This window comes from Blautia sp. HA8986, assembly GCF_056504635.1.
In genome coordinates this window covers 770,614-791,796 of the sequence record NZ_JBWLUQ010000001.1, presented here as the reverse complement: position 1 = coordinate 791,796, position 21,183 = coordinate 770,614, and the positions used below count along the sequence as shown (strand labels likewise).

18 protein-coding genes are annotated in these 21,183 nt (G+C 39.6%); 16 read left to right on the top strand and 2 right to left on the bottom strand.

Annotation, left to right across the window (positions count from 1 at the left end; all coding sequences use genetic code 11):
- Positions 1-5: 5 nt before the first annotated feature.
- The 10 genes from AC04Q4_RS03610 (at position 6) to AC04Q4_RS03565 (ending at position 10,437) form a co-directional block, all read left to right on the top strand.
- Positions 6-2,573, top strand: coding sequence for a heavy metal translocating P-type ATPase (locus AC04Q4_RS03610; RefSeq protein ID WP_476388523.1), 2,568 nt, complete (start codon positions 6-8; stop codon positions 2,571-2,573).
- A 178-nt stretch (positions 2,574-2,751) separates the two neighbouring features.
- Entirely contained in the window at positions 2,752-3,219 is a 468-nt protein-coding gene (locus tag AC04Q4_RS03605) for a TspO/MBR family protein (RefSeq protein WP_243251338.1), read from the top strand.
- 176 nt (positions 3,220-3,395) lie between these two features.
- Positions 3,396-4,808 (top strand): amidophosphoribosyltransferase, encoded by a 1,413-nt coding sequence (locus AC04Q4_RS03600; RefSeq protein ID WP_173738913.1) that lies wholly within the window; start codon positions 3,396-3,398, stop codon positions 4,806-4,808.
- A gap of 160 nt (positions 4,809-4,968) precedes the next feature.
- Positions 4,969-5,625 (top strand): HAD-IA family hydrolase, encoded by a 657-nt coding sequence (locus tag AC04Q4_RS03595; protein WP_476388522.1) that lies wholly within the window; start codon positions 4,969-4,971, stop codon positions 5,623-5,625.
- 28 nt (positions 5,626-5,653) lie between these two features.
- Positions 5,654-6,457: a bifunctional hydroxymethylpyrimidine kinase/phosphomethylpyrimidine kinase gene (gene thiD, locus AC04Q4_RS03590; protein ID WP_476388521.1), complete on the top strand. Its 804-nt coding sequence runs from the start codon at positions 5,654-5,656 to the stop codon at positions 6,455-6,457.
- A 5-nt stretch (positions 6,458-6,462) separates the two neighbouring features.
- A complete protein-coding gene (locus tag AC04Q4_RS03585; RefSeq protein ID WP_476388520.1) occupies positions 6,463-8,253 on the top strand; it encodes an aminopeptidase P family N-terminal domain-containing protein in 1,791 nt (596 codons plus the stop codon).
- A gap of 121 nt (positions 8,254-8,374) precedes the next feature.
- Entirely contained in the window at positions 8,375-8,647 is a 273-nt protein-coding gene (locus AC04Q4_RS03580; RefSeq protein WP_476388519.1) for a hypothetical protein, read from the top strand.
- Positions 8,613-9,392, top strand: a complete 780-nt coding sequence (gene add / locus AC04Q4_RS03575) for an adenosine deaminase (protein ID WP_476388518.1) — start codon at positions 8,613-8,615, stop codon at positions 9,390-9,392. Before AC04Q4_RS03580 ends, add begins: the two co-directional genes overlap by 35 nt.
- The gene (locus tag AC04Q4_RS03570) at positions 9,389-9,850 is read left to right on the top strand and encodes an 8-oxo-dGTP diphosphatase (RefSeq protein ID WP_195455330.1); all 462 of its coding nucleotides are present in this window, start codon (positions 9,389-9,391) and stop codon (positions 9,848-9,850) included. The genes add and AC04Q4_RS03570 overlap by 4 nt, the downstream gene beginning before the upstream one ends.
- A gap of 245 nt (positions 9,851-10,095) precedes the next feature.
- Positions 10,096-10,437: a hypothetical protein gene (locus tag AC04Q4_RS03565; protein WP_476388517.1), complete on the top strand. Its 342-nt coding sequence runs from the start codon at positions 10,096-10,098 to the stop codon at positions 10,435-10,437.
- An 18-nt stretch (positions 10,438-10,455) separates the two neighbouring features.
- Here the strand turns inward: AC04Q4_RS03565 and AC04Q4_RS03560 are convergent, their stop codons facing one another.
- Positions 10,456-11,250, bottom strand: coding sequence for a hypothetical protein (locus tag AC04Q4_RS03560; RefSeq protein WP_476388516.1), 795 nt, complete (start codon positions 11,248-11,250; stop codon positions 10,456-10,458).
- Positions 11,247-11,786 (bottom strand): sigma-70 family RNA polymerase sigma factor, encoded by a 540-nt coding sequence (locus AC04Q4_RS03555; protein ID WP_476388515.1) that lies wholly within the window; start codon positions 11,784-11,786, stop codon positions 11,247-11,249. Before AC04Q4_RS03555 ends, AC04Q4_RS03560 begins: the two co-directional genes overlap by 4 nt.
- A 740-nt stretch (positions 11,787-12,526) precedes the next feature.
- On the opposite strand from AC04Q4_RS03555, the gene AC04Q4_RS03550 reads away from it, so the two are divergent.
- The 6 genes from AC04Q4_RS03550 (at position 12,527) to AC04Q4_RS03525 (ending at position 21,092) form a co-directional block, all read left to right on the top strand.
- Positions 12,527-13,066, top strand: a complete 540-nt coding sequence (locus AC04Q4_RS03550; protein WP_476388514.1) for a sigma-70 family RNA polymerase sigma factor — start codon at positions 12,527-12,529, stop codon at positions 13,064-13,066.
- Positions 13,060-14,166 carry a DUF4179 domain-containing protein gene (locus tag AC04Q4_RS03545; protein ID WP_476388513.1) on the top strand — a complete coding sequence of 369 codons (1,107 nt, stop codon included), beginning with the start codon at positions 13,060-13,062 and terminating at the stop codon, positions 14,164-14,166. Before AC04Q4_RS03550 ends, AC04Q4_RS03545 begins: the two co-directional genes overlap by 7 nt.
- Positions 14,167-14,676: 510 nt before the next feature.
- Complete coding sequence (gene asnB, locus AC04Q4_RS03540) at positions 14,677-16,536, top strand: asparagine synthase (glutamine-hydrolyzing) (RefSeq protein WP_476388512.1); 1,860 nt, start codon at positions 14,677-14,679, stop codon at positions 16,534-16,536.
- 428 nt (positions 16,537-16,964) lie between these two features.
- Complete coding sequence (locus AC04Q4_RS03535; protein WP_118197852.1) at positions 16,965-18,686, top strand: ATP-dependent nuclease; 1,722 nt, start codon at positions 16,965-16,967, stop codon at positions 18,684-18,686.
- Complete coding sequence (locus AC04Q4_RS03530; protein WP_476388511.1) at positions 18,686-20,443, top strand: UvrD-helicase domain-containing protein; 1,758 nt, start codon at positions 18,686-18,688, stop codon at positions 20,441-20,443. The genes AC04Q4_RS03535 and AC04Q4_RS03530 overlap by 1 nt, the downstream gene beginning before the upstream one ends.
- Positions 20,421-21,092: an FtsW/RodA/SpoVE family cell cycle protein gene (locus AC04Q4_RS03525; RefSeq protein ID WP_476388510.1), complete on the top strand. Its 672-nt coding sequence runs from the start codon at positions 20,421-20,423 to the stop codon at positions 21,090-21,092. The genes AC04Q4_RS03530 and AC04Q4_RS03525 overlap by 23 nt, the downstream gene beginning before the upstream one ends.
- The last annotated feature ends 91 nt before the right edge of the window (positions 21,093-21,183 follow it).

The following is a 21,183-nucleotide window of genomic DNA, read 5'->3' as shown; positions in this document are numbered from 1 at the left end:
AGAGAATGGAACAATATAACGTAACTGGTATGAGCTGTGCAGCCTGCTCTGCCCGGGTAGAAAAAGCCGTATCCAAAGTTCCCGGTGTTACCAGCTGTTCGGTGAGCCTTCTTACCAACTCCATGGGAGTGGAGGGAAGCGCATCTGCACAGGACATCATAAAGGCAGTGGAAGCGGCAGGCTACGGAGCTTCCCTGAAAGGTGCCGCCAGCGAAAAAATTTCCATGTCAGCGGCCGAGGAAGCACTGGAGGATCATGAGACTCCTGTTTTGAAAAGGCGTCTCATTGCATCCGTCGGATTCCTGCTTGTTCTGATGTACTTTTCTATGGGACATATGATGTGGGGATGGCCGCTGCCGAAATGGTTTGATGACAATCATGTAGCCATGGGACTGGTACAGCTGCTTCTTGCAGGAATTATCATGGTGATCAACCAGAAATTCTTTATCAGCGGTTTTAAGAGTCTCTGGCATCGTTCCCCGAACATGGATACCCTGGTAGCACTTGGCTCCATGGCATCCTTTGTATGGAGTGTTTATGCACTGTTTGCCATGACGAGAGCACAGGTAGATGGAGATTCTGCAGCAGTCATGAATTACATGATGGATTTCTATTTTGAATCCGCAGCCATGATCCTGACACTGATCACTGTAGGAAAAATGCTGGAAGCCCGCTCAAAGGGTAAGACCACCGATGCCCTGAAAAGCCTGATGAAGCTGGCACCGAAAACAGCAGTTGTAGTACGAAACGGGCAGGAACTTAACGTCCCTATTGAACAGGTACAGAAATGTGAGATCTTTGTTGTACGTCCGGGTGAGAACATTCCTGTGGATGGTGTGATCCTGGAAGGTACTACCGCAGTCAATGAATCTGCACTGACCGGTGAGAGTATTCCGGTAGATAAAGAAACCGGAGATATGGTTTCCGCAGCAACAGTCAACCAGTCTGGATTCATTAAATGTGAAGCTACCCGTGTGGGAGAGGATACCACACTTTCCCAGATCATAAAAATGGTCAGTGATGCAGCCGCTACAAAAGCTCCCATTGCCAAGATCGCAGACCGTGTTTCCGGAGTGTTCGTTCCGGCCGTAATTACCATTGCCGTGATCACGACGATCATTTGGCTTCTGGTCGGACAGAGCTTTGGTTATGCGCTGGCAAGAGGCATTTCTGTTCTGGTTATCAGCTGCCCGTGTGCACTTGGACTTGCAACGCCGGTTGCCATTATGGTAGGAAACGGTATGGGCGCCAAAAACGGAATCCTCTTTAAAACAGCGGTTTCCCTTGAAGAAGCGGGAAAAGTCCAGATCGTTGCGCTGGATAAAACAGGAACGATCACAAGCGGTCAGCCGGAAGTGACAGATATTCTGCCTGCACAGAGCATTACAGAGAAAGAACTTCTCACACTTGCCTGTGCCCTGGAGAAAAAAAGCGAGCATCCCCTTGCAAAAGCTGTTCTGAAAAAAGCCGAGGAAGAGAAGCTGGTTCCGGAAGAGGTTACCGGATTCCAGGCACTTCCGGGTAACGGTCTTTCAGCAGTGCTTGGAAATGACACGCTGACAGGCGGAAGTATGAAATTTATCAGCAGCCAGACCCGTGTTCCGTCAGATCTTCAGGCAAAAGCCGAAGCACTTGCGGAACAGGGAAAAACGCCGCTTCTTTTTACCAGAAACGGAAAGCTTCTGGGAATCATCGCAGTGGCAGATGTGATCAAGGAGGACAGCCCACGTGCGGTAAAAGAGCTTCAGAATATGGGAATCCGTGTGGTGATGCTGACCGGTGATAATGAGCGGACAGCAAGAGCTATCGGGGCGCAGGCTGGCGTTGACGATGTGATCGCAGGAGTTCTTCCTGACGGAAAGGAGAGTGTGATCCGTTCTCTGAAAGAACAGGGAAAGGTTGCCATGGTAGGCGATGGCATTAACGATGCACCTGCACTTACAAGAGCAGATATCGGAATTGCCATCGGAGCGGGAACCGATATTGCCATTGATGCGGCAGATGTTGTTCTGATGAAGAGCCGTTTAAGTGATGTTCCGGCTGCAGTTCGTCTGAGCCGTGCCACACTCAGAAATATCCACGAGAATCTTTTCTGGGCATTTTTCTACAATGTGATCGGTATTCCCCTGGCAGCAGGTGTATGGATCCCGATCTTCGGCTGGACACTGAATCCGATGTTCGGTGCTGCGGCAATGAGCCTGTCAAGCTTCTGCGTGGTAACCAATGCACTTCGACTGAATCTGTTCAAGGTTCACAGCACAGCCCGTGATAAGGCACTGAAAAATCCGGTAACTTTAAACATCAGTCATGATGAAAATAAAGAAGATAAAAAACAGGAAAAGGAGACAAAAACTATGGTAAAAGTAACAGTTAATGTAGAAGGAATGATGTGCGGTCACTGTGAGGCACATGTAAACAAAGCAATCCAGGCAGCTTTTGGCGCTGAGGATGTGGTATCTTCCCACGAGAGCGGAACAACCGTATTCACTGCACCGGAGAAGGTTGATGAGGCCAGGGTTGAAGAAGTGATCAAAGAAGCCGGCTACGAGTTCAAAGGCATCACACAGGAATAAGTGAATCCCAATCCCTTTAATAAATTTTTTGTAAAAAAGCAGCTCTGTGTAAAAAGCAGGGCTGTTTCTTTATGTATAAAAATCCGGTTCCGGAAATATACTAAATCAGAAAATAACAGGCTGTTAAATAACCCTTTTACATGAAACCCATTGGATGAGAGGAAAGGAAGGATGTTTTTTGAAGAAAGAAACCAAAAAGCTGATAACCTGTATAGCAGTGCCGTTAGCTACAGGTGCAGTTTCGGGATTTTTTACAAGAAATGGAATGAAGGTATTTGCCAGGCTTGACAAACCACCTTTATCTCCGCCGGGATGGTTGTTCCCTGTTGTGTGGACGATCTTGTTTATCATGATGGGAACTGCATCCTGGCTGGTCGCGTCCAGACCGGAAAGCAAAGCCAGAAACCAGGCACTTACTTTATATGGGATTCAGCTTGCGGTAAACTTTTTATGGCCGTTTTTCTTTTTTGGTGCCGGCTGGTATACATTTGCCCTGTTGTGGCTGCTTCTTCTGTGGGGACTGGTATATTGGTGTATTCGTGTATTTGCAGGATTTTCCAAAAAAGCTGTCTATCTGATGATTCCGTATATTATATGGCTGACGTTTGCCGGATATCTGAATCTTTTTATTGCACTGTGGAATTAGAAAAAGCAGAAATCTTTTATAAATATGGCTAATATCCTTATGATTTATTTTGAAAAAGACGAAATATCCTCTGAATTAATTGTTATTTTTCTGTGCCGTATGCTATACTGAAAAACGATTATGGATGTACGAAAAATAAAGAATCGTTAAACTATGGAAGCAGAGAGGAGCACATTATGAGCGGATTTTTTGGAGTAGCATCAAAAGAAGACTGCGTACTGGAACTTTTTTACGGAGTAGATTATCACTCCCATCTGGGAACACGTCGCGGCGGAATGGCAGTTTACGGTGAAAATGGATTTGACCGTGCCATCCACAACATTGAGAACACACCTTTCCGTACAAAATTTGACGGGGATGTAGGTTCCATGAAAGGTAACATGGGAATTGGATGTATTTCCGATTATGAGCCACAGCCACTTCTGTTCAGTTCCAGAATCGGAAGTTTTGCCCTTACCTTTGTGGGAAAGGTCAACAATTATGACGAACTTCTGCAACGGTTGTATGATACCACCAAGGTACATTTTCAGGAAATGACAAACGGAACAGTCAATGTGACAGAGCTGATCGCAGCCCTTATCTGTGAAAAAGACAATTTCGTGGAGGGTATCCAGTATGTACAGGAGCTGATCGATGGTTCCATGACACTACTTCTTATGACAAAAGACGGAATCTATGCAGCCCGTGACAAGATGGGCCGTACTCCGGTAGAGATCGGTCATAAAGAAGGCTCCTACTGTCTGTCTTTTGAAAGCCATGCCTATATCAACCTGGGATATGAAGACTATAAGGAACTTGGACCTGGAGAAATTGTATTTGTCACGGCAGATGGTGTAAAAACTCTGGTAGAGCCTGGAAAGAAAATGAAGATCTGTTCCTTCCTCTGGGTTTACTATGGATATCCGACAGCTTCTTATGAAGGCGTCAATGTAGAAGAAATGCGCTACCGCTGTGGAAGCATGCTTGCAAAAAGAGATGGCGATTCTGTTCATCCGGATATTGTAGCCGGTGTTCCGGATTCCGGTATCGCTCATGCTATCGGTTATGCTAATGAATCCGGAATTCCTTACGCAAGACCGTTTATCAAATATACACCGACCTGGCCAAGATCCTTCATGCCCACCAATCAGAACCAGCGTAATCTGATCGCCAAGATGAAGCTGATCCCTGTACGTGCCCTGATCAAGGATAAGAAACTTCTTCTCATTGATGATTCTATTGTACGTGGAACCCAGCTCCGTGAAACAACCGAGTTTCTGTATCGAAGCGGTGCAAAAGAAGTTCATGTTCGTCCTGCCTGCCCACCGATCATGTACGGGTGTAAATATTTAAACTTCTCCCGTTCCAAATCCGAGATGGAACTGATTGCCCGTCAGGTCATCGAGAAAAGAGAGGGTCCCAACTGTCCGCAGGAAATTCTGGATGAATATGCAGATCCACGTACAGAAAAATACGAGCAGATGGTACAGGATATCTGCAAGATGCAGAACTTTACCACTCTTCGCTATCACAGGCTGGATGATCTTCTGGAATCTATCGGGATTGATCCGTGTAATGTATGTACATACTGCTTTAACGGCAAAGAATAAATCTGGGGATGTAATAGCTTTACGAAGCGGTCGCTAACTCACCGTTGCATTTCATGCCTTGACAGACTATAATAGCATTATAAAAAAATAAGATGCGGATATGTCTCAGAGACATATCCGTGTTTTTGTTAGAGTATACAAAACAGGGAGTATAAAAGAAATGACTTACCCGATAAATGCTATTATTTTTGACATAGACGGAGTGATTCTGGATTCTCTTTTTATCTGGAAGGAGCTTGGAAGAAGATTTATTGTAAAACATGGATATACACCTGTTCCGGATATGGATGAGATCCTTTTTTCTATGAGTATGGAACAGGGATCTGCCTGGCTGAAAGATACATTTTCTCTTGAAAATTCAGAAGAAGAGATTATACAGGAACTGGAAACCAGAATACAGACCTTTTATTTCGAAGAAGTGAAAGCCAAACCAGGTGCAGAAGCACTTTTGCAGAGAATAAATAAGCTGGGAATTCCGGTAGTGGCAGCTACATCCAGTCCCAGAGAGCATGTAAGAAAAGCACTGGAGCGAAATCATCTGCTTCCTTATCTGAAAGAGATCTATACGACAAGCGAGATCGGAGAGAGCAAATATTCTCCGAAAATTTATCTCACAGCGGCAAAGTCTCTGAATTCCAGTCCCAATGGAACGCTTGTTGTGGAAGATTCCCTGTATGCTTTGATTACGGCCCGAGATGCAGGTTTTCAGACAGCAGGAATTTTCGATCCTTTCGGAGAACCGGATCAGGAACAGCTGAAAAAAAAGGCAGATATTTACTGCAGGTCTTTAAATGAACTTTTAAATTATATGGAATAGATTTTACGGAAAACGGAGGATAATACATATGAAAACAGCATTAACCATAGCAGGCAGCGATTCCAGCGGAGGAGCAGGTATCCAGGCTGATATCAAAACCATGATGGCAAACGGTGTCTATGCAATGAGTGCTATCACAGCACTGACAGCACAGAATACAACCGGTGTTGCAGCGATCCAGAATGCAACAGCTGAATTTCTCGGTCAGGAACTGGATTCTGTTTTTAACGATATTTTTCCGGACGCAGTAAAGATCGGAATGGTTTCGGAAAGTGACCTGATCCAGGTGATCGCCGGGAAACTTCGCCGATATAAGGCAAAAAACATCGTAGTTGACCCGGTTATGGTGGCAACCAGCGGTGCAAGACTGATCAGTGAGGCAGCAGTCGATGTTCTGAAAAATGAACTCTTTCCTCTGGCCGATCTTCTGACTCCGAACATTCCGGAGACGGAGGTACTGACCGGAATACAGATCACAACTGCAGAAGCTATGATCGAAGCAGCCCGCCAGGTATCTGAAAAATATCACTGTGCTGTCCTTTGCAAAGGCGGACATCAGCTTAATGATGCCAATGATCTGCTCTATGTGAACGGAGCTTACCGGTGGTTTGAAGGAAAGCGTATTAACAATCCGAATACTCATGGAACAGGATGTACTCTCTCTTCTGCCATTGCTTCCAACCTTGCAAAAGGATTCTCCATGGAGGAATCCGTAAACCGCGCCAAAGATTATATTTCAGGAGCACTTGCAGCTATGCTTGACCTTGGAAAAGGCAGCGGACCTATGGATCATGGCTTTGCAATAAAAAATAACTTCACAGAGGAGGCATAAAACTTATGACAGTTACAGAACGGATCGTAGCTCTTCGAAAGCTGATGAAAAAAAAGGGAATTGATGCATATCTTGTTCCAACCGATGATTTCCACGGTTCAGAATATGTAGGCGATTATTTTAAATGTAGGAAATATATCACAGGTTTTACCGGTTCAGCTGGAACTGTAGTGATCATGCAGGATATGGCAGGTCTCTGGACAGATGGAAGATACTTTATTCAGGCAGCGCAGCAATTAGAGGGAACACCCGTCACACTTTTTAAGATGGGAGAACCAGATGTTCCAACCATCCATAGATTTCTGGAAGAAAATCTGAAAGAAGGGATGTGCCTTGGTTTTGACGGCCGTACAGTCAGCGGAGAAGAGGCAGATCAGCTGAAAAAGAATCTGGAGAAAAAGCAGGTACGTTTTTCTGTAAACGAGGATCTGATCGGTGAAATCTGGCAGGATCGTCCGTCTCTTTCCTGTGAACAGGTGATGGAGCTTGATGTGAAATGGGCTGGAAAATCCAGAGAAGACAAGCTTCAGGAGATACGTACCAAATTAAAAGAAAAAAACGCAGATCTTTTTGTACTCACATCTCTGGATGATATCGCATGGCTTTTAAATATCCGCGGAAACGATATTCACTGCTGCCCGGTAGTCCTTTCCTATCTTGTGATGGATGAGAAAGAGATCCGCCTTTTTGCCAATGAAAAAGCTTTTCCGGAATCTGTAAAAAAGGCACTTTCTGCTGATGGCGTTACCATTTATCCGTACAATGATATTTATGATTATGTGCAGACAATATCCGGGGAGAAAAAGATCTATCTTTCCAGAAGTAATGTAAACAGCCGCCTGATCAGCAATATTCAGGAAAAAGTGACGATTCTGGACGGAGAAAATCTGACCCTTCTTCCGAAAGCTGTCAAGAATGAAACAGAAATCCAAAATGAGAAGATTGCCCATATCAAAGATGGCGTTGCAATGGTGAAATTTATCCACTGGCTGAAAAAGAACATTGGAAAACAGGAGATCACGGAGCTCTCAGCAGCTGATAAGCTTTATGATTTCCGCTCCGAACAGGAAAAGTTCCTTGGGAACAGTTTTGATCCGATCATTGCCTATGGTGCTCATGGGGCAATCGTCCATTACGGTGCAACAGAAGAAACGAATATCCCTCTGGAACCAAAAGGACTGGTGTTGATGGATACAGGCGGACATTATCTGGAGGGAACCACAGATATCACCCGCACCGTCGTACTTGGCCCGGTCACAGAAAAGGAGAAGAAATATTTCACAGCTGTGCTTCGGGGACATTTAAACCTGGCAGCTGCAAAATTCCGTTACGGATGTACGGGACTGAATCTGGATTCCATAGCAAGAGGTCCGCTCTGGGCAATGGGAGAGGACTATAACCACGGAACCGGTCATGGAGTAGGCTATCTTCTCAATGTACACGAAGGCCCACAGAGCTTTCGCTGGAAAAATCCTGCAGACTGTCCGGCCCCTGTGCTGGAAGAAGGCATGATCACTTCCGATGAACCAGGTTACTACGCAGAAAATGAGTTCGGAATCCGCCACGAAAACCTGATCGTATGCAAAAAAGCGGAAAAGACAGCATACGGCCAGTTTATGAAATTCGAATCTCTGACCATGGTACCTTTTGATCTGGAAGGAATCGACCCGGCACAGATGGAAGCAGGAGAGAGAGTTTTGCTCAATCAGTATCACGCACTTGTATATGAGATAATTTCTCCATATCTGGATGAAGATGAAAAAAGCTGGTTAAAAGAGGTGACTCAGGCTATATAATATCTGGAATTAAGTCCTGAAACATAGAAAATAACGCAGGCTTCCGTAAACTGTGGAATTTCATACGTTCTTTTTTATGCTAAAACAGAAAAAAATCAGAACAGGGAGGTACTTATTTCCTATGAAAAAAGAAAATAGAATAAATCACTATATCGACCTTCATGCGCATCTGGACGGCTGCATTAGCGTAGAAATTGCAAAAAAACTTGCAGCTTTGCAGCAGATCACACTTCCGGCAAAAACTGACAAAGAATTGACAGCTCTCCTTTCTGTACCGGATTCCTGCCAAGATCTTAATGATTTTCTGAAATGTTTTGAGCTGCCGCTTTCTCTGCTCCAGACAGAAAAAGCACTGGAAGATGCCGTTTATCTTGTTCTCTCTGAAAATGCATAAAGACGGCGTGATTTATGCAGAACTTCGATTTGCACCACAGCTTCACACTCAGAAGGGAATGACCCAGGAAAATGCTGTTCAATCTGCGATGCGTGGATTGATAAAATCGCCGATTCCAGGTAATCTGATCTTATGTTGCATGCGCGGAGAATCCAATCAGCAGGACAATCTGAAAACACTGGAACTGGCCCGGAAATATCTTGTGGAAGATGGGGGCGTTGTCGCTGTTGACCTTGCAGGTGCGGAAGCACTTTTCCCGACAGAAGATTATGAGGATCTTTTTGCGAAAGCAAAAGAAGATGAAATCCCGTTTACTATTCATGCAGGTGAGGCCGGTGATGCGGATGATGTAAGGATAGCGGTTCGCATGGGAGCGACAAGGATTGGACACGGTGTGCGTATCGCAGGAAATGAAGAAGTGATCCAGCTTGTAAAAGATGCCGGAATTTTTCTGGAAATGTGTCCAACAAGCAATCGCCAGACAAAAGCAGTTGCAGATATGTCTTCTTATCCGTTGAAAACCTTCCTGGAAAGAGGCCTTAAAGTAACATTAAATACAGATGATCCAGCTATTGAACGGACATCCCTGTCCAGGGAATTTAAATACATGGAATCCCTGACAGGCATTACAAAAGAGCAGCAGAAGCAGCTCATCCTTAATTCAGTCGAAGCTGCTTTCACCTCAGCAGACAGAAAAAATGAATTACGTAAACAGCTTTTTTCTGAAACATATGAAAAAAGATGAAAACTACTACATTATGTTATATAGAAAACAACGATAAATACCTGATGCTTCACAGAATAAAAAAGCAAAATGACATGAATCAAGGAAAATGGATCGGTGTTGGCGGACATGTGGAAGATCAGGAAACACCGGAAGAATGTCTTGTGCGTGAAGTGAAGGAAGAAACAGGTTTTACACTTACATCATATAAGTTCCGTGGTCTGGTAACGTTTATAAACAATGAATGTGAATCAGAACTTATGTGTGTTTTTACAGCAGATGGATATACTGGCGAGTTGATCGAATGTAATGAAGGTGAACTTTGCTGGATCGATAAAAACACAGTACCCGAACTTCCTGCATGGGAGGGAGATAAAGTATTCCTTGATCTGCTGCTTTCAGGGGAAGAACGGTTTTTCTCAATAAAATTACAATATGAAGGCGATAAACTTGTTGGGAAAAGCATTTATTTGTATTGAGAAATAATTACTGAAAATCTATTCACAGCTGAAAAAAATTCAAACAAAAAAGTTTTTTATGCCTGTGCCATCATATACCATATATAAATGCCGGATTCAAGTGAAATATTGCGTGAATCCGGTATTCTTTTTTCTTTCCGTTTGTTGTTTATACAAGTTGATTTCCATAAAAAATGACAGTATATTGTCTTAAAGTGTATAATTAAATCGGGGAAATTTATATAATGTAGTTAACGGGGGGGCCTATGAACAAAACAGTGTCAGACCGAGGTACAAAAGGGAATTTTGCACGTCTGTTTTCCAGATCTGTACATCAGTCATTTTTTATCGCAGTATCTTTGTTTTTCTGTATGGGAATGTTGGCTTTTTTCACTGGCAGCGTATCTGCTAAAGAACAGGAAACTGTAAAAGTGGGCTATTATTTTTCTCATAATTTCCAGGAAGGAACGGATGATAATTCCCCAAAGAGCGGTTACAGTTATGAATATCTTCAGAAGCTTGCCTCTTACACAGGCTGGAAATACGAATATGTCTACGGAGAATGGTCGGATCTGTTTGAACAGCTGAAAAATGGTGAACCGGACTGAATCCACCATCTTTTTTCTTTATCTTCTGTTATTAATAACCTCTCTCGCCATATCTGCAAGTTCTCCGGCAGATAATTTTCCATCTATTTGCAGCAAATCATACTGGATGCCATCCTTATTCCAGTTAACGCTTTGAACCTGACTGACTTCAATCTGAGAAGCACTGTCATCGTAACTGAATACAACTTTTCCACTGGACTGGTCTTTTTTATCTTGTTCTGTCAATTCGTAATCATCTGATACCACTTTATTTATATAATGTACATAATACAAATTTGTTCCATTTACAGTGGCAATAATATCACCTGACGGAGTAAGTTTTGAGTTAAATTTCTGCTGTTCAAACAATACAACATCTCCATTCTTCTGATAATCAAAGGACACAGATTTAAAATTCTCAATTACATTTGCATTGCCATCCTTAAAACTGTTTTTTATAATATTGCCCTCTTTGAAGCAGTACCCGTTCTCAAAGGTATCAATCAATACCGGTCTATACCCAATATCCTTTGTAATCTGTTCTGACGTTGGAAGAGATGTATAATCAGCACGTGATGCAGATGAACCTGTCCACATTGAAATCTTTCCTGTTGCTGCCATAGCAGTAACTCCAATTGTAAGTGTTGCAGCTATCAACAAAGGTAATATTTTCTTTTTTGATCTCATAGTCGTTTGCTTCCTTTCTGCATCTGCGAAGTCAAGTTTTGCATAAACTCTCTGTCTGACATTCTCTGTATCAATATCAAGAGCATTGCAGGAAATATCTGCCTGTTTTTGTATTCCCAATTCTTTAAGCAAATTTTTTCTTCTCATAATTTTTCCTCCGCATCCGATAACATTTTTCTGAGTTTTCTTTTTCCTCTTGAAAGTCTGGTCTTAACTGTAGAAATATTAAGTCCCATTGCTTTTGAAATATCCTTGATTTTTTCATCAAATTTATACCGCCTTACAAAAATCTCGCTGTCAGGTTCGCCAAGGCTCATAACTGTTTCCCATACATAATTATTGTGAAAATTCTCTTCCATGAAATTTTTGCCATCTGACAGTTCAATATCTTCAAGAGATGTATGATCCATCTTTCTGTTTATCCGTTTCAGAGCAAAATTCCGGGCAACAACAGCAAGATATGACCGTAATGTACCTTTCTGTAAATCTATCCTCCCGGTATTCTTCCAAAGTACAACAAACACATCTGCCACAATTTCTTCAATATCCTCTTTCGTCAGTGAATTGCCGGCCATATGATACAAAACAGTACTCAAATACGGCGTATAAATTCGGATTGCTTCATCTATTGAATTTTTTTCTCTGTTCCTGAGACGCTGCAAAAGTTCTTCTTCATCTGTCATATCAATCCTACTTTCTTTTTAATATTTTCAAAAATTAAAAGCTTTTAACCTTTACATTCTTATATATCCTGTCAAAGCGCAAAAAGTTTCAATTTTAGAAAATTATGATATTGATACACCACTTTACAACTTTTTTATAAAAAAATATCGTACAGGATTTCCTGATGTATAATGAATTTGGCATAAAACATTACAAAGGAAAGTGACCCTGTACGGCAAAAACATTATACAGCGAAAAAACACTGATAGGCAGACTTCAGCAATATTTTTTGATCTATTTTGAAACTTTTTCTGTTCCGACAGCAGATACCTTATTTCTGCTGATATTATCTATACTGAGCCGCACACAACGGTTCCAACTATCTGAATGGACACTGCTTTGTGAGAGTCATGCTCTGCGTACCTGTCTGGAATGGGGATAAAGTATCTCATCTTTCATTGCACATATACAGAGAAACCGGGGCAGAAAACAGTAAAAGCATATCGGATTGATCTAAGCAGTGTTTGGTTTTGGTCGCCTGTGAAGAGCAAGACAAAGAGAAGCTTGAGGAATATATTACGGAATTACATAAAAAGCACAAACAGGACAGAGATTAAAAAAAGTGGATCTTTCGTTGGCAATGGAAGAGGCAACGGAAAAAAATACTTTGATGAGAACCGATTTCCTTTCCGATGCATCTAATTAGTGTAAAAGTAAACATGAGTAGTAATCCAGCTGGACAAAAGGAGAAGACAAAGTTATGACAAAAGATGTATTTATTAAGGAGGTTCGGGATGCAGAAGCCATGCTGTATCATATATCAAAGTCCATTCTGAAGAATGACTCTGATTGTGGGGATGCTGTGCAGGAAACAATTCTTAAGGCATATGAAAAACTTCCCACTTTAAAGAAAGAAAAATATTTCCGAACATGGATCACAAGGATATTGATCAATGAATGCAAAGGGATTCTTCGGAAAAGAAAAAATGTTATTCCATATGAAGAATATATGGACAATATGAAAATGACTGAGGAGGACAGATACAGTCATTTGTATATGGCGATTATGGAACTTCCGGAGGATCTGAGGGTTTTGGTAACATTGTATTATTTAGAAGGATTTTCATTGAAAGAGATCAGTGAGTCTCTGGATATTCCGGAAGGAACGATCAAAAGCAGACTTTCACGTGCAAGAGAGTCTTTGAAGGTGCAGTTATCCGAAGAAGAGAAAAGACCGGCAACTGGGAAAAACAGCAAGCAATTAAAGAGAATAACAGGAAAGGGGAAAATGTCATGTTAGAGAAGAAATGGAATAATATCGCACCGGAAGTACCACAGGATTTTCATAATAAATTTGAAGATACACTAAAACAGATTGAACAGGCGGATTCAGTTGATAAAAAATACAAAAGAAAAAAAATCAGTGGACGATTACTGATTGCAGCAGCAGTAATCTGTACTGGTATGGCTGTTACTGTGGCTGCAAAAGAGTTCTTTAAATGGAATGATTACCTGGTGAAAAGACTGGAGCCATCGGAGGAACAGCAGGAGACACTGCAGGAATCAACTTATATTCAGAATATAGACCAGTCTGTAACACAAAATGGTGTGACGGTTACCCTGACAGATTCTATTCAGGACCAGGGATTTCTGTATGCTTTTTTTGAAGTGAAAACAGATGACAGTATTTCTATGACTGATCATACTTCTTTTGAGGAGATGACACATTTTAAGATCGATGGAAAGGAAGTATATGCAGTGGACGATAACAGATTTGGAAGTTTCAATACTGGGGTAGGACAGGATGTGTTACTGAAAACAGATCAAAATTCTGCACATCTTAAATATTTTAACGCCTGTATATCCTATGACGGTGATTATGATCTGAGTAATAAAACAGTAGAAATCACATTAAAGAATCTTACGGAGGAAGGAGATTATGATACGACTGTTATTACAGATGGAACATGGGATTTTAAATGGACCCTGGGTGCAGTAAAGCCTCCGACAACTCTAGAAGTGAACCGGAAATGTGATTTTGGAGGTTATGAAATTACAGTGAAAAAAATGGAAGTAACGCCCCTTTTATGGTCATTATATCTTGATTATGATGAAGCTATGAAGGTGTATGAAGATGAAAAAAACAAATTTGAGTACGCAGGTACGGACTATGGCATGGATCTTTATGCCAGAACTAGTATTGACCAGGTGCGTTATAAAGATGGAACGGTTTTAACACTTGATAGGACCATGGGAGGCATCGCTGGCGGTGGAGAAAAACAGGATAAGGAAAACGGTGTCCTGATCATCAGAAACAGCTTCCCGCAACTGGTTGATGTAGATAACCTGCAGGCGGTACATTTTGGGAACATTGACCAGTGGCTTGAAGTGCGGGGATAAAAGTTTTTTCGGTGATACAGAAAAATCCTCCCATAATTAGATACAAAAAGAACCGATACAAGGTCTTTGCAAGACTGATATCGGTTCTTTTTGGCTAAGTCTGCCAAGCCCATTACCTTTAGGTAATGGGTAGTTGACTAAATATAGGTAACCATACAGTCGGAAAAATGGCTCTGTAACAAAAGACCGTTTTTCCGGCTTTTCATTTTATCAGCGGTGAGGCATTCACACCGTTTGAAAATCTGTAAGAACTGAGTCATTGGGGTATGTCATGACGGGTAATCAAATATATGACATAGATTCTGCAATTGTAGAAAATAAGATTGACTTTTTGATTCTACAGATGTAGAATTAGAGATGATTTCTACAAAAGTAGAAAAAGAAGGGAGAACACAAGCTGAGGCACAGACTCACAGACCACTATGATTACGATGTGGCCATGTGGGATTTACCTGTGGTAAAAAAGTTGTTGCAGCGTATAAACTACATCAAATAGATACGGAGGATAAAATGTGCGGAATCTGTGGATTTACAGGTTACAGACAGGATCAGAAGACAGTAATTGAAAGGATGATGAAAGCCATTGAGCATAGGGGTCCGGATAGTGAGGGCTCTTTTTGCAGGGAGAAGATCACGATGGGCTTTCGAAGACTTAGTATTATTGATTTAGAAGATGGGCAGCAGCCTATGGAAAGTGCGGACGGAAACCTTCATATTGTTTTTAATGGAGAAATCTATAATTATAAGGAACTGCGGGCAGAACTTGAGGCTTTCGGCATTTCTTTCTGTACCCATTCTGACACGGAGGTTCTGATAAATACTATTCAGCAGTATGGGGAGAAGGCACTGGATAAGCTCAGGGGAATGTTTGGATTTGCTGTATGGAATGAACAGGAGCAGAGTTTGATGCTTGCAAGGGATTATTTTGGAATTAAGCCTGTGTACTATGCCGAAATAGATGGACACTTTGTATTTGCTTCTGAAATTAAGAGTATCCTTGCATTTCCAGGCTATGAAAGGAAAGTAAATCAGAAGGCACTGGAGCAGTATTTGTCATTTCAATATTCCCCTCTGGAAGAAACTTTTTTCAGGGGGATTTATAAGCTTATGCCAGGTCATATGCTTTTATATAAAAACGGAAACTATGAGATAAAGACTTATTTCAAAACAAAGCTTGCACCAGGCCAATGGGACCGTAAGACGAATATGGAGCAGCTGCGGAATCAGCTTGCAGAGAATTTAAAGGATTCAGTGGAGCACCATATGTTAAGTGATGTGGAAGTCGGCGCGTTTTTATCCGGGGGAGTGGATTCCGGTTATCTGGCTTCTTCCTCTGGTGCAGATCAGGCATTTACAGTGGGATTCGATGAGGGAGACCGATATAGTGAAGTAAACAAAGCTGCCAAAGTGGCAGAAAAAGCAGGTTTGAAACACCATGTGAAAATCATATCCAAGCAGGAATTCTGGGATGCCCTTCCAGATGTTATGTATCATATGGATGAGCCCCTTGCTGATGCTTCTGCCGTTGCACTCTATTTTCTCTCAAAAGAGGCGGCAGGTCATGTCAAGGTTGTTCTTTCCGGAGAAGGAGCAGACGAGCTTTTCGGTGGATATAATATTTACAGAGAACCGGAATCATTGAAAAAAATTGCCTGGATTCCATTTGGTGTCAGACGTGTGATTGGAAAACTGGCTGCAAAGCTGCCGGATGTGAAGGGACGAGATTTCCTTATCCGTGCAGGAATGAAAGTGGAAGAACGTTTCATCGGAAATGCATATATTTACCGTGAAAAAGAGAAAGCGCAGATTTTGAAAAATAAAGTAACAGGACCTTCCACACAGGAATATTTAAGACCATTTTTTGAAGAACTTGAGTCAGAAAACAGAGGATCACTTCGAGACATGGAAAAAATGCAGTCTGTAGATCTGAGATACTGGCTTCCTGGCGATATTTTGCAGAAAGCAGATAAAATGAGCATGGCACATTCATTGGAAGTCAGGGTACCATTTCTGGATAAAGAAGTTTTTGACTTTGCAGCAAAGCTTCCGAAGGAAGCCAAGATTGCAGCGGGTACAACCAAATATATTTTCCGTAAAGCTGTTTCAGAATTTCTTCCACAGGAAACCGATGAACGTAGGAAACTTGGTTTTCCAATTCCAATCCGTGTGTGGCTGCGGCAGGATGACTGGTATCAGATGGTAAAGGAGTTATTTACCTCGAAAGAAGCAGAAGAGTTTTTTCATACAGATAAGCTTCTTTTACTTCTGAAAGAGCACAAAGAGAAAAAGGCAGATAACAGCCGTAAAATCTGGACAGTTTTGACATTCCTTATCTGGTATGATAAATTCTTTGTTTCATATTCGAAGTAAGAATGTTGCTGTCACGCAGAACATATGCAAAAATCCTACCAGAATATTCCAATATCATAGTGCATATGTGTTATGCAGGCATCCAAACTCTGGAATGTCTGCAACTATGAACGTCGTCATTATAAAGAACTGGGGCGGGAAAAGTATCCTGACTGGTATTATCAGAAAAAAGAGCATAAAGGAGATCTGTGGTACAGACAACTTCCGTCACAGACAGCGCAAGAGACCTGCAAACAGCTGGACAAAGCATGGATATCTTTCCTTATATTAAAAATATAAGGTTTTTGTGAATACTTTTTATTCCTTTATGTTTTCTATGTCCATCAAATAGGATATAATATATGATTATAAATCTATAATGGGAATCAGAAAACTGAAGATTAAAGGAAGGAAAAGATGTTTAAATTTTAAAACATCAAAATAATGTCATGTATATAAGTGAAATAGTAGAAATTAATAATTATCGGAATTTGACCGGAAAGACAATAACGTTTAATGATACTTTAAATTTTCTTATTGGCGAAAATAATATTGGTAAAACCAATATATTAGAATTGATAAACATCTGCTTGGCAATCGGGAAATTTGCAGAAACCGATTTTATGGATATCACATTACCAATTAAAATTAAATTCAAAGTTAAATATTCAAATGAAGAAATCGGATATTTTGAAGATAATTTTGATGTAGATGACAGTAATTCAATTACTTTAGTTGCAGTGCAAGATTCTGTCGATGAAAGGATAAATTATTATCACGATACGCCAAATCAAACCAAAATTGGTATGGCAACCATACGGACTATGAATATATTGTACTATTATGCACAAAGGATGCCATCAAAGGAAGTAGACTTTAGAAAAACAAGCGGTTCAGGAAAAGTATTGAATTATCTTATTCAACATAGCTTGGAACAATCTGAAATACAAGAAAAAGATATTCTTAAGAAAACAAAGCTTAAGAACATTGTTAAAAATGTGAACATACAAATAAAAAAAATAAATACGATTACAGGGGATAGTGTAAGTGCTTATGTTGAAACAGAAGTAGATAAACTTGTATGTAGATTGTTAGGCTTGGGAGATGAGAATGGACGAGAATTAAGCTCACTGGGCGAAGGGGTTCAATATGCATTTAATATTTTGTTACAAATTATTGAAATAATTTATAACGTTAAGGCGACAAGGAAACCTGAAGATTTTGAAGAACGATTAATAAACAGAGATGGAAAAAAACTCTTTCCTTTATTCTTAGTATTAGATGAGCCAGAAGTTCATCAGCATCCATATAGGCAGCGAAGTTTGATTAGAAAAATTAAGGCATTGATTGAAAATAATAATCAAGAATTTTTAAATTTATTAAAGGATTTGTTTGATATAGATGGATTAACAGGACAGATTTTTATAGCTACACATTCACCGAATATTTTATTGGACAACTACAGACAATTTATAAGATTATATAAAAGTACAGGAACTGATTCGCAATTAAAAATTGTTTCAGGTATGAATGTTGTGATTGATGATAAATTATATAAGCATATGCTTCATAATTTTATATATTTAAAAGAGGCTATGTTTAGCAAATGTATTATTTTTGTAGAAGGAGACACTGAAAATGGGGCAATTCCGGTATTTGCTGAACGTATGGGCCTCGATATGGATGAGAGAGGAATCGGAGTTATCAAGCTAGATGGAGCAGACAGTGTTAAAAGATGTATGGCACTTTACAAATCTTTTGGAATAAAATCTATCGCGCTAATAGACAAGGATAAGAAAGAAAGTTATAGTTCTGAACCAGATATCTATTTTACAAAAGCGAATGATTATGAAGAAGATGTATATGACAATTTTAAATTGACTGATTATTTAAAAAGCTGTAAAGAATTATCAGGAGTAGAACCATATATTCCGATTTTGAGAAGGGAGGGATTAAATTTTAATCCTGGACAATTTGTAGAAAATCCAGCAAATATTGAAATAGATGATACCTTACAAATGAAAATTATGGTGGAGAATAAAGATAGAGAACTTCAAAAATTAAAGCAATCTAAAAATGCGGCTAAAGGTGCAGTTTTAGCGGGATATGTTACAGTTATTCCGCCTGCTTTTGAGAAAATTATCAATAAATTAATAAAAGAGGTAAAATAATGCAGGCAGAAAATGTTATTAAAGAAAAACATGCAGGAGATATCGAGCAATTAAAGTTCATCTTCTCGGATGAAAATAGAATAATTGTTACAGCACCAGCTGGATGTGGAAAAACAACAGCAATGGTGAGTAAAATTGCTAGAGAATTAAGTAATGGACATATTTTGTCGAATAAGAAAATTTTAGCAATGACATTTAGTGTAAATGCGGCAATGAAAATAAAAGATTCATTAAAAGCACTTTTACCAGAATTGGTGGAAAACATCCAAAAATATTTAGCTAAAGTGGATGTTGCCAATTATCACAATTTTGCGATGAGAATTCTCTTTAAACATGGATATTGCCTTAATGGTGAATTCATTCATTTATCGGACTTCAAAATTGTAGACGAAGATAGTCCTCTTTTGAATACATTTATTACAAGTGCTGATAGTGATAAATTGAAAAAAGTAAATGATGCGGTTAAAGCCTCAAATAAAGAGAATCTGATTGTTGCATTGGATGATTACTGGGATATTTTGAACAGAAAGCTAATAACAAATCATGTAATTACATATAATGGAATTGTAATATCTGCAATTAAATTACTGCGTGAAACGCAAATATCTTCTTTTTATAAACAATATTATCAGATGATTATTATAGATGAGTTTCAGGATACAAATCTGTTAGGGTATTTGTTGATAAAAAAATTAATTGGCAATAATATGATTATTTTTTTAGGTGATGATGTTCAAAAAATATATGGTTTTTTAGGTGCTGTAAATGGTATTTTCAATTTAATCATTGAAACCTATCCAGCTATAGAGATTAAATTTTGTAATAATTATCGTTTTAGAGAAAACAATCGAATGAAAGCCTTAGATTTATTTATAAGGGATTGTGTAGAAAATTTTCAGCCATCGCATTTAAAAGCCTTAGTTCTTGTGAAAAATTTACAGAGCGATCATGAAGAAGATGATTTTATTGTAAAGGGAATAGAAAAGATTGTTTCAACTAAAGAAGATAAGGTTGCGGTTCTGGTACGAGCAGGATGGCAAGGCAATTCAGTTGCTCAAATTTTAGATCAAAAAGGCATTCTGTATTTTAATGCGTTATTTAAAGAAACTGATCCCGAATATATTTCTTTTTATAATATAGCATTAGAAGAATTTCATAATAATGTTTTAGGCAAAGCTGTTCAGCGAAATCTAAAGAATTGTTTATTGGCTGTTGATGCCAGAAGAAATGAAATATATCAACAAGAATCAAAAAAATATATATTTGAATCAATGTATAAATTATTAGAAATTTTATTTGTAGAATCGAAAAAAGTGAGTGGAACTTCAAGAGATAAATATGACTATATTGATTTCATTTTAGGAAACAAAGGATTAAAACATATGATGGAATTTGTAGACGAACAAGTTGTTTTAACTACTATACATGCGGCGAAAGGCCTAGAATGGGAATATGTAATTATTCCTAGATTAAATGGTTTCGCTTTTCCAAGTTCTCATATGTGCAGATCTTGTAAGGAAGCAAATAGTTGCAATGAAGGATTTGATTATTGCAAATTTACATATGCTCAATCATTAAAAAAAGCATTTAAAGAAGAACTGAGTATTTTATATGTTGGAATTACAAGAGCAAAAAAGAATGTGTTTTTTACAGTAAACACGGGAGCTAATAAATGGAATCATAGTAAAACTACGAGTTGTTTGCTTAATCTTGAAGGCCTTATCTTAGAAGATTATGAATGGGAAAATACAATATGATGCTGGAAATACAAATCTGAAATTTACTGTCAGAAAGAAAAGAACTATCTGTGGAATCTGGGCTGTGTTTTTGACCGCGCCCATAGCAGCTTTCCTGGGTATGTACCTGAGAAACAGGCTGGCGGAATATCAAATTGCGCGCATACAGGCGATGTTTTCCAGCGGTAGCGAAACAGATTATCTCACAAAAATGTTGCATTCACTTTGGAGACAAAATAAGCTGATCGGGAAAAGCAAATCAGATGTAACGGGAATCCTGCCAGCATTTAACGCGGATTACATTCTGACCTATCTGTCATCTGTATATGGAATAATTGCAGCTATACTTTTGTGCTGTGTTCTTGCGGTTTTGATTTTTGCAGTCTTTAACACTGCGTTGCGACAGAAAAATCAGCTGGGTATGATGATGGGATGCGGGTGCGGAATTGTATTTCTCATCAGTTTTTTGATAAATGTCCTTGAGAATCTTGGCGTATTTCCGCAATCAATAACATTTCTTCCGTTTTTTTCAGCCGGAGGAAGCTGTATCATAGTTTCTTATGGACTCATGGGAATCGTGCTGAGTACTTACAGGTATAAGAATATTTATCCGCGACATCCTGAAGCAGGCTTTATGTCCATTAATTCTAAGGTAAAAAAAGTATCGTAATATTATCCAATGCGTCGTAAAACCCCCTGCTTCAGCTATGGGGATATAAGACGCGTCCATCGAATTTATGCAAGTAATTGAAGATGGACAA

Excerpts from the sequence above, each read along its gene's own strand:
- AC04Q4_RS03580 (WP_476388519.1), top strand. The coding sequence starts at position 8,375 with ATGAAAAAAGAAAATAGAATAAATCACTATATCGACCTTCATGCGCAT.
- asnB (WP_476388512.1), top strand. The coding sequence starts at position 14,677 with ATGTGCGGAATCTGTGGATTTACAGGTTACAGACAGGATCAGAAGACA.
- AC04Q4_RS03565 (WP_476388517.1), top strand. The coding sequence starts at position 10,096 with ATGAACAAAACAGTGTCAGACCGAGGTACAAAAGGGAATTTTGCACGT.
- AC04Q4_RS03525 (WP_476388510.1), top strand. The coding sequence starts at position 20,421 with ATGAATGGGAAAATACAATATGATGCTGGAAATACAAATCTGAAATTT.
- AC04Q4_RS03600 (WP_173738913.1), top strand. The coding sequence starts at position 3,396 with ATGAGCGGATTTTTTGGAGTAGCATCAAAAGAAGACTGCGTACTGGAA.
- AC04Q4_RS03595 (WP_476388522.1), top strand. The coding sequence starts at position 4,969 with ATGACTTACCCGATAAATGCTATTATTTTTGACATAGACGGAGTGATT.
- AC04Q4_RS03570 (WP_195455330.1), top strand. The coding sequence starts at position 9,389 with ATGAAAACTACTACATTATGTTATATAGAAAACAACGATAAATACCTG.
- AC04Q4_RS03550 (WP_476388514.1), top strand. The coding sequence starts at position 12,527 with ATGACAAAAGATGTATTTATTAAGGAGGTTCGGGATGCAGAAGCCATG.
- AC04Q4_RS03530 (WP_476388511.1), top strand. The coding sequence starts at position 18,686 with ATGCAGGCAGAAAATGTTATTAAAGAAAAACATGCAGGAGATATCGAG.
- thiD (WP_476388521.1), top strand. The coding sequence starts at position 5,654 with ATGAAAACAGCATTAACCATAGCAGGCAGCGATTCCAGCGGAGGAGCA.
- AC04Q4_RS03545 (WP_476388513.1), top strand. The coding sequence starts at position 13,060 with ATGTTAGAGAAGAAATGGAATAATATCGCACCGGAAGTACCACAGGAT.
- AC04Q4_RS03585 (WP_476388520.1), top strand. The coding sequence starts at position 6,463 with ATGACAGTTACAGAACGGATCGTAGCTCTTCGAAAGCTGATGAAAAAA.
- AC04Q4_RS03610 (WP_476388523.1), top strand. The coding sequence starts at position 6 with ATGGAACAATATAACGTAACTGGTATGAGCTGTGCAGCCTGCTCTGCC.
- AC04Q4_RS03560 (WP_476388516.1), bottom strand. The coding sequence starts at position 11,250 with ATGAGAAGAAAAAATTTGCTTAAAGAATTGGGAATACAAAAACAGGCA.
- AC04Q4_RS03535 (WP_118197852.1), top strand. The coding sequence starts at position 16,965 with ATGTATATAAGTGAAATAGTAGAAATTAATAATTATCGGAATTTGACC.
- AC04Q4_RS03555 (WP_476388515.1), bottom strand. The coding sequence starts at position 11,786 with ATGACAGATGAAGAAGAACTTTTGCAGCGTCTCAGGAACAGAGAAAAA.
- add (WP_476388518.1), top strand. The coding sequence starts at position 8,613 with ATGCCGTTTATCTTGTTCTCTCTGAAAATGCATAAAGACGGCGTGATT.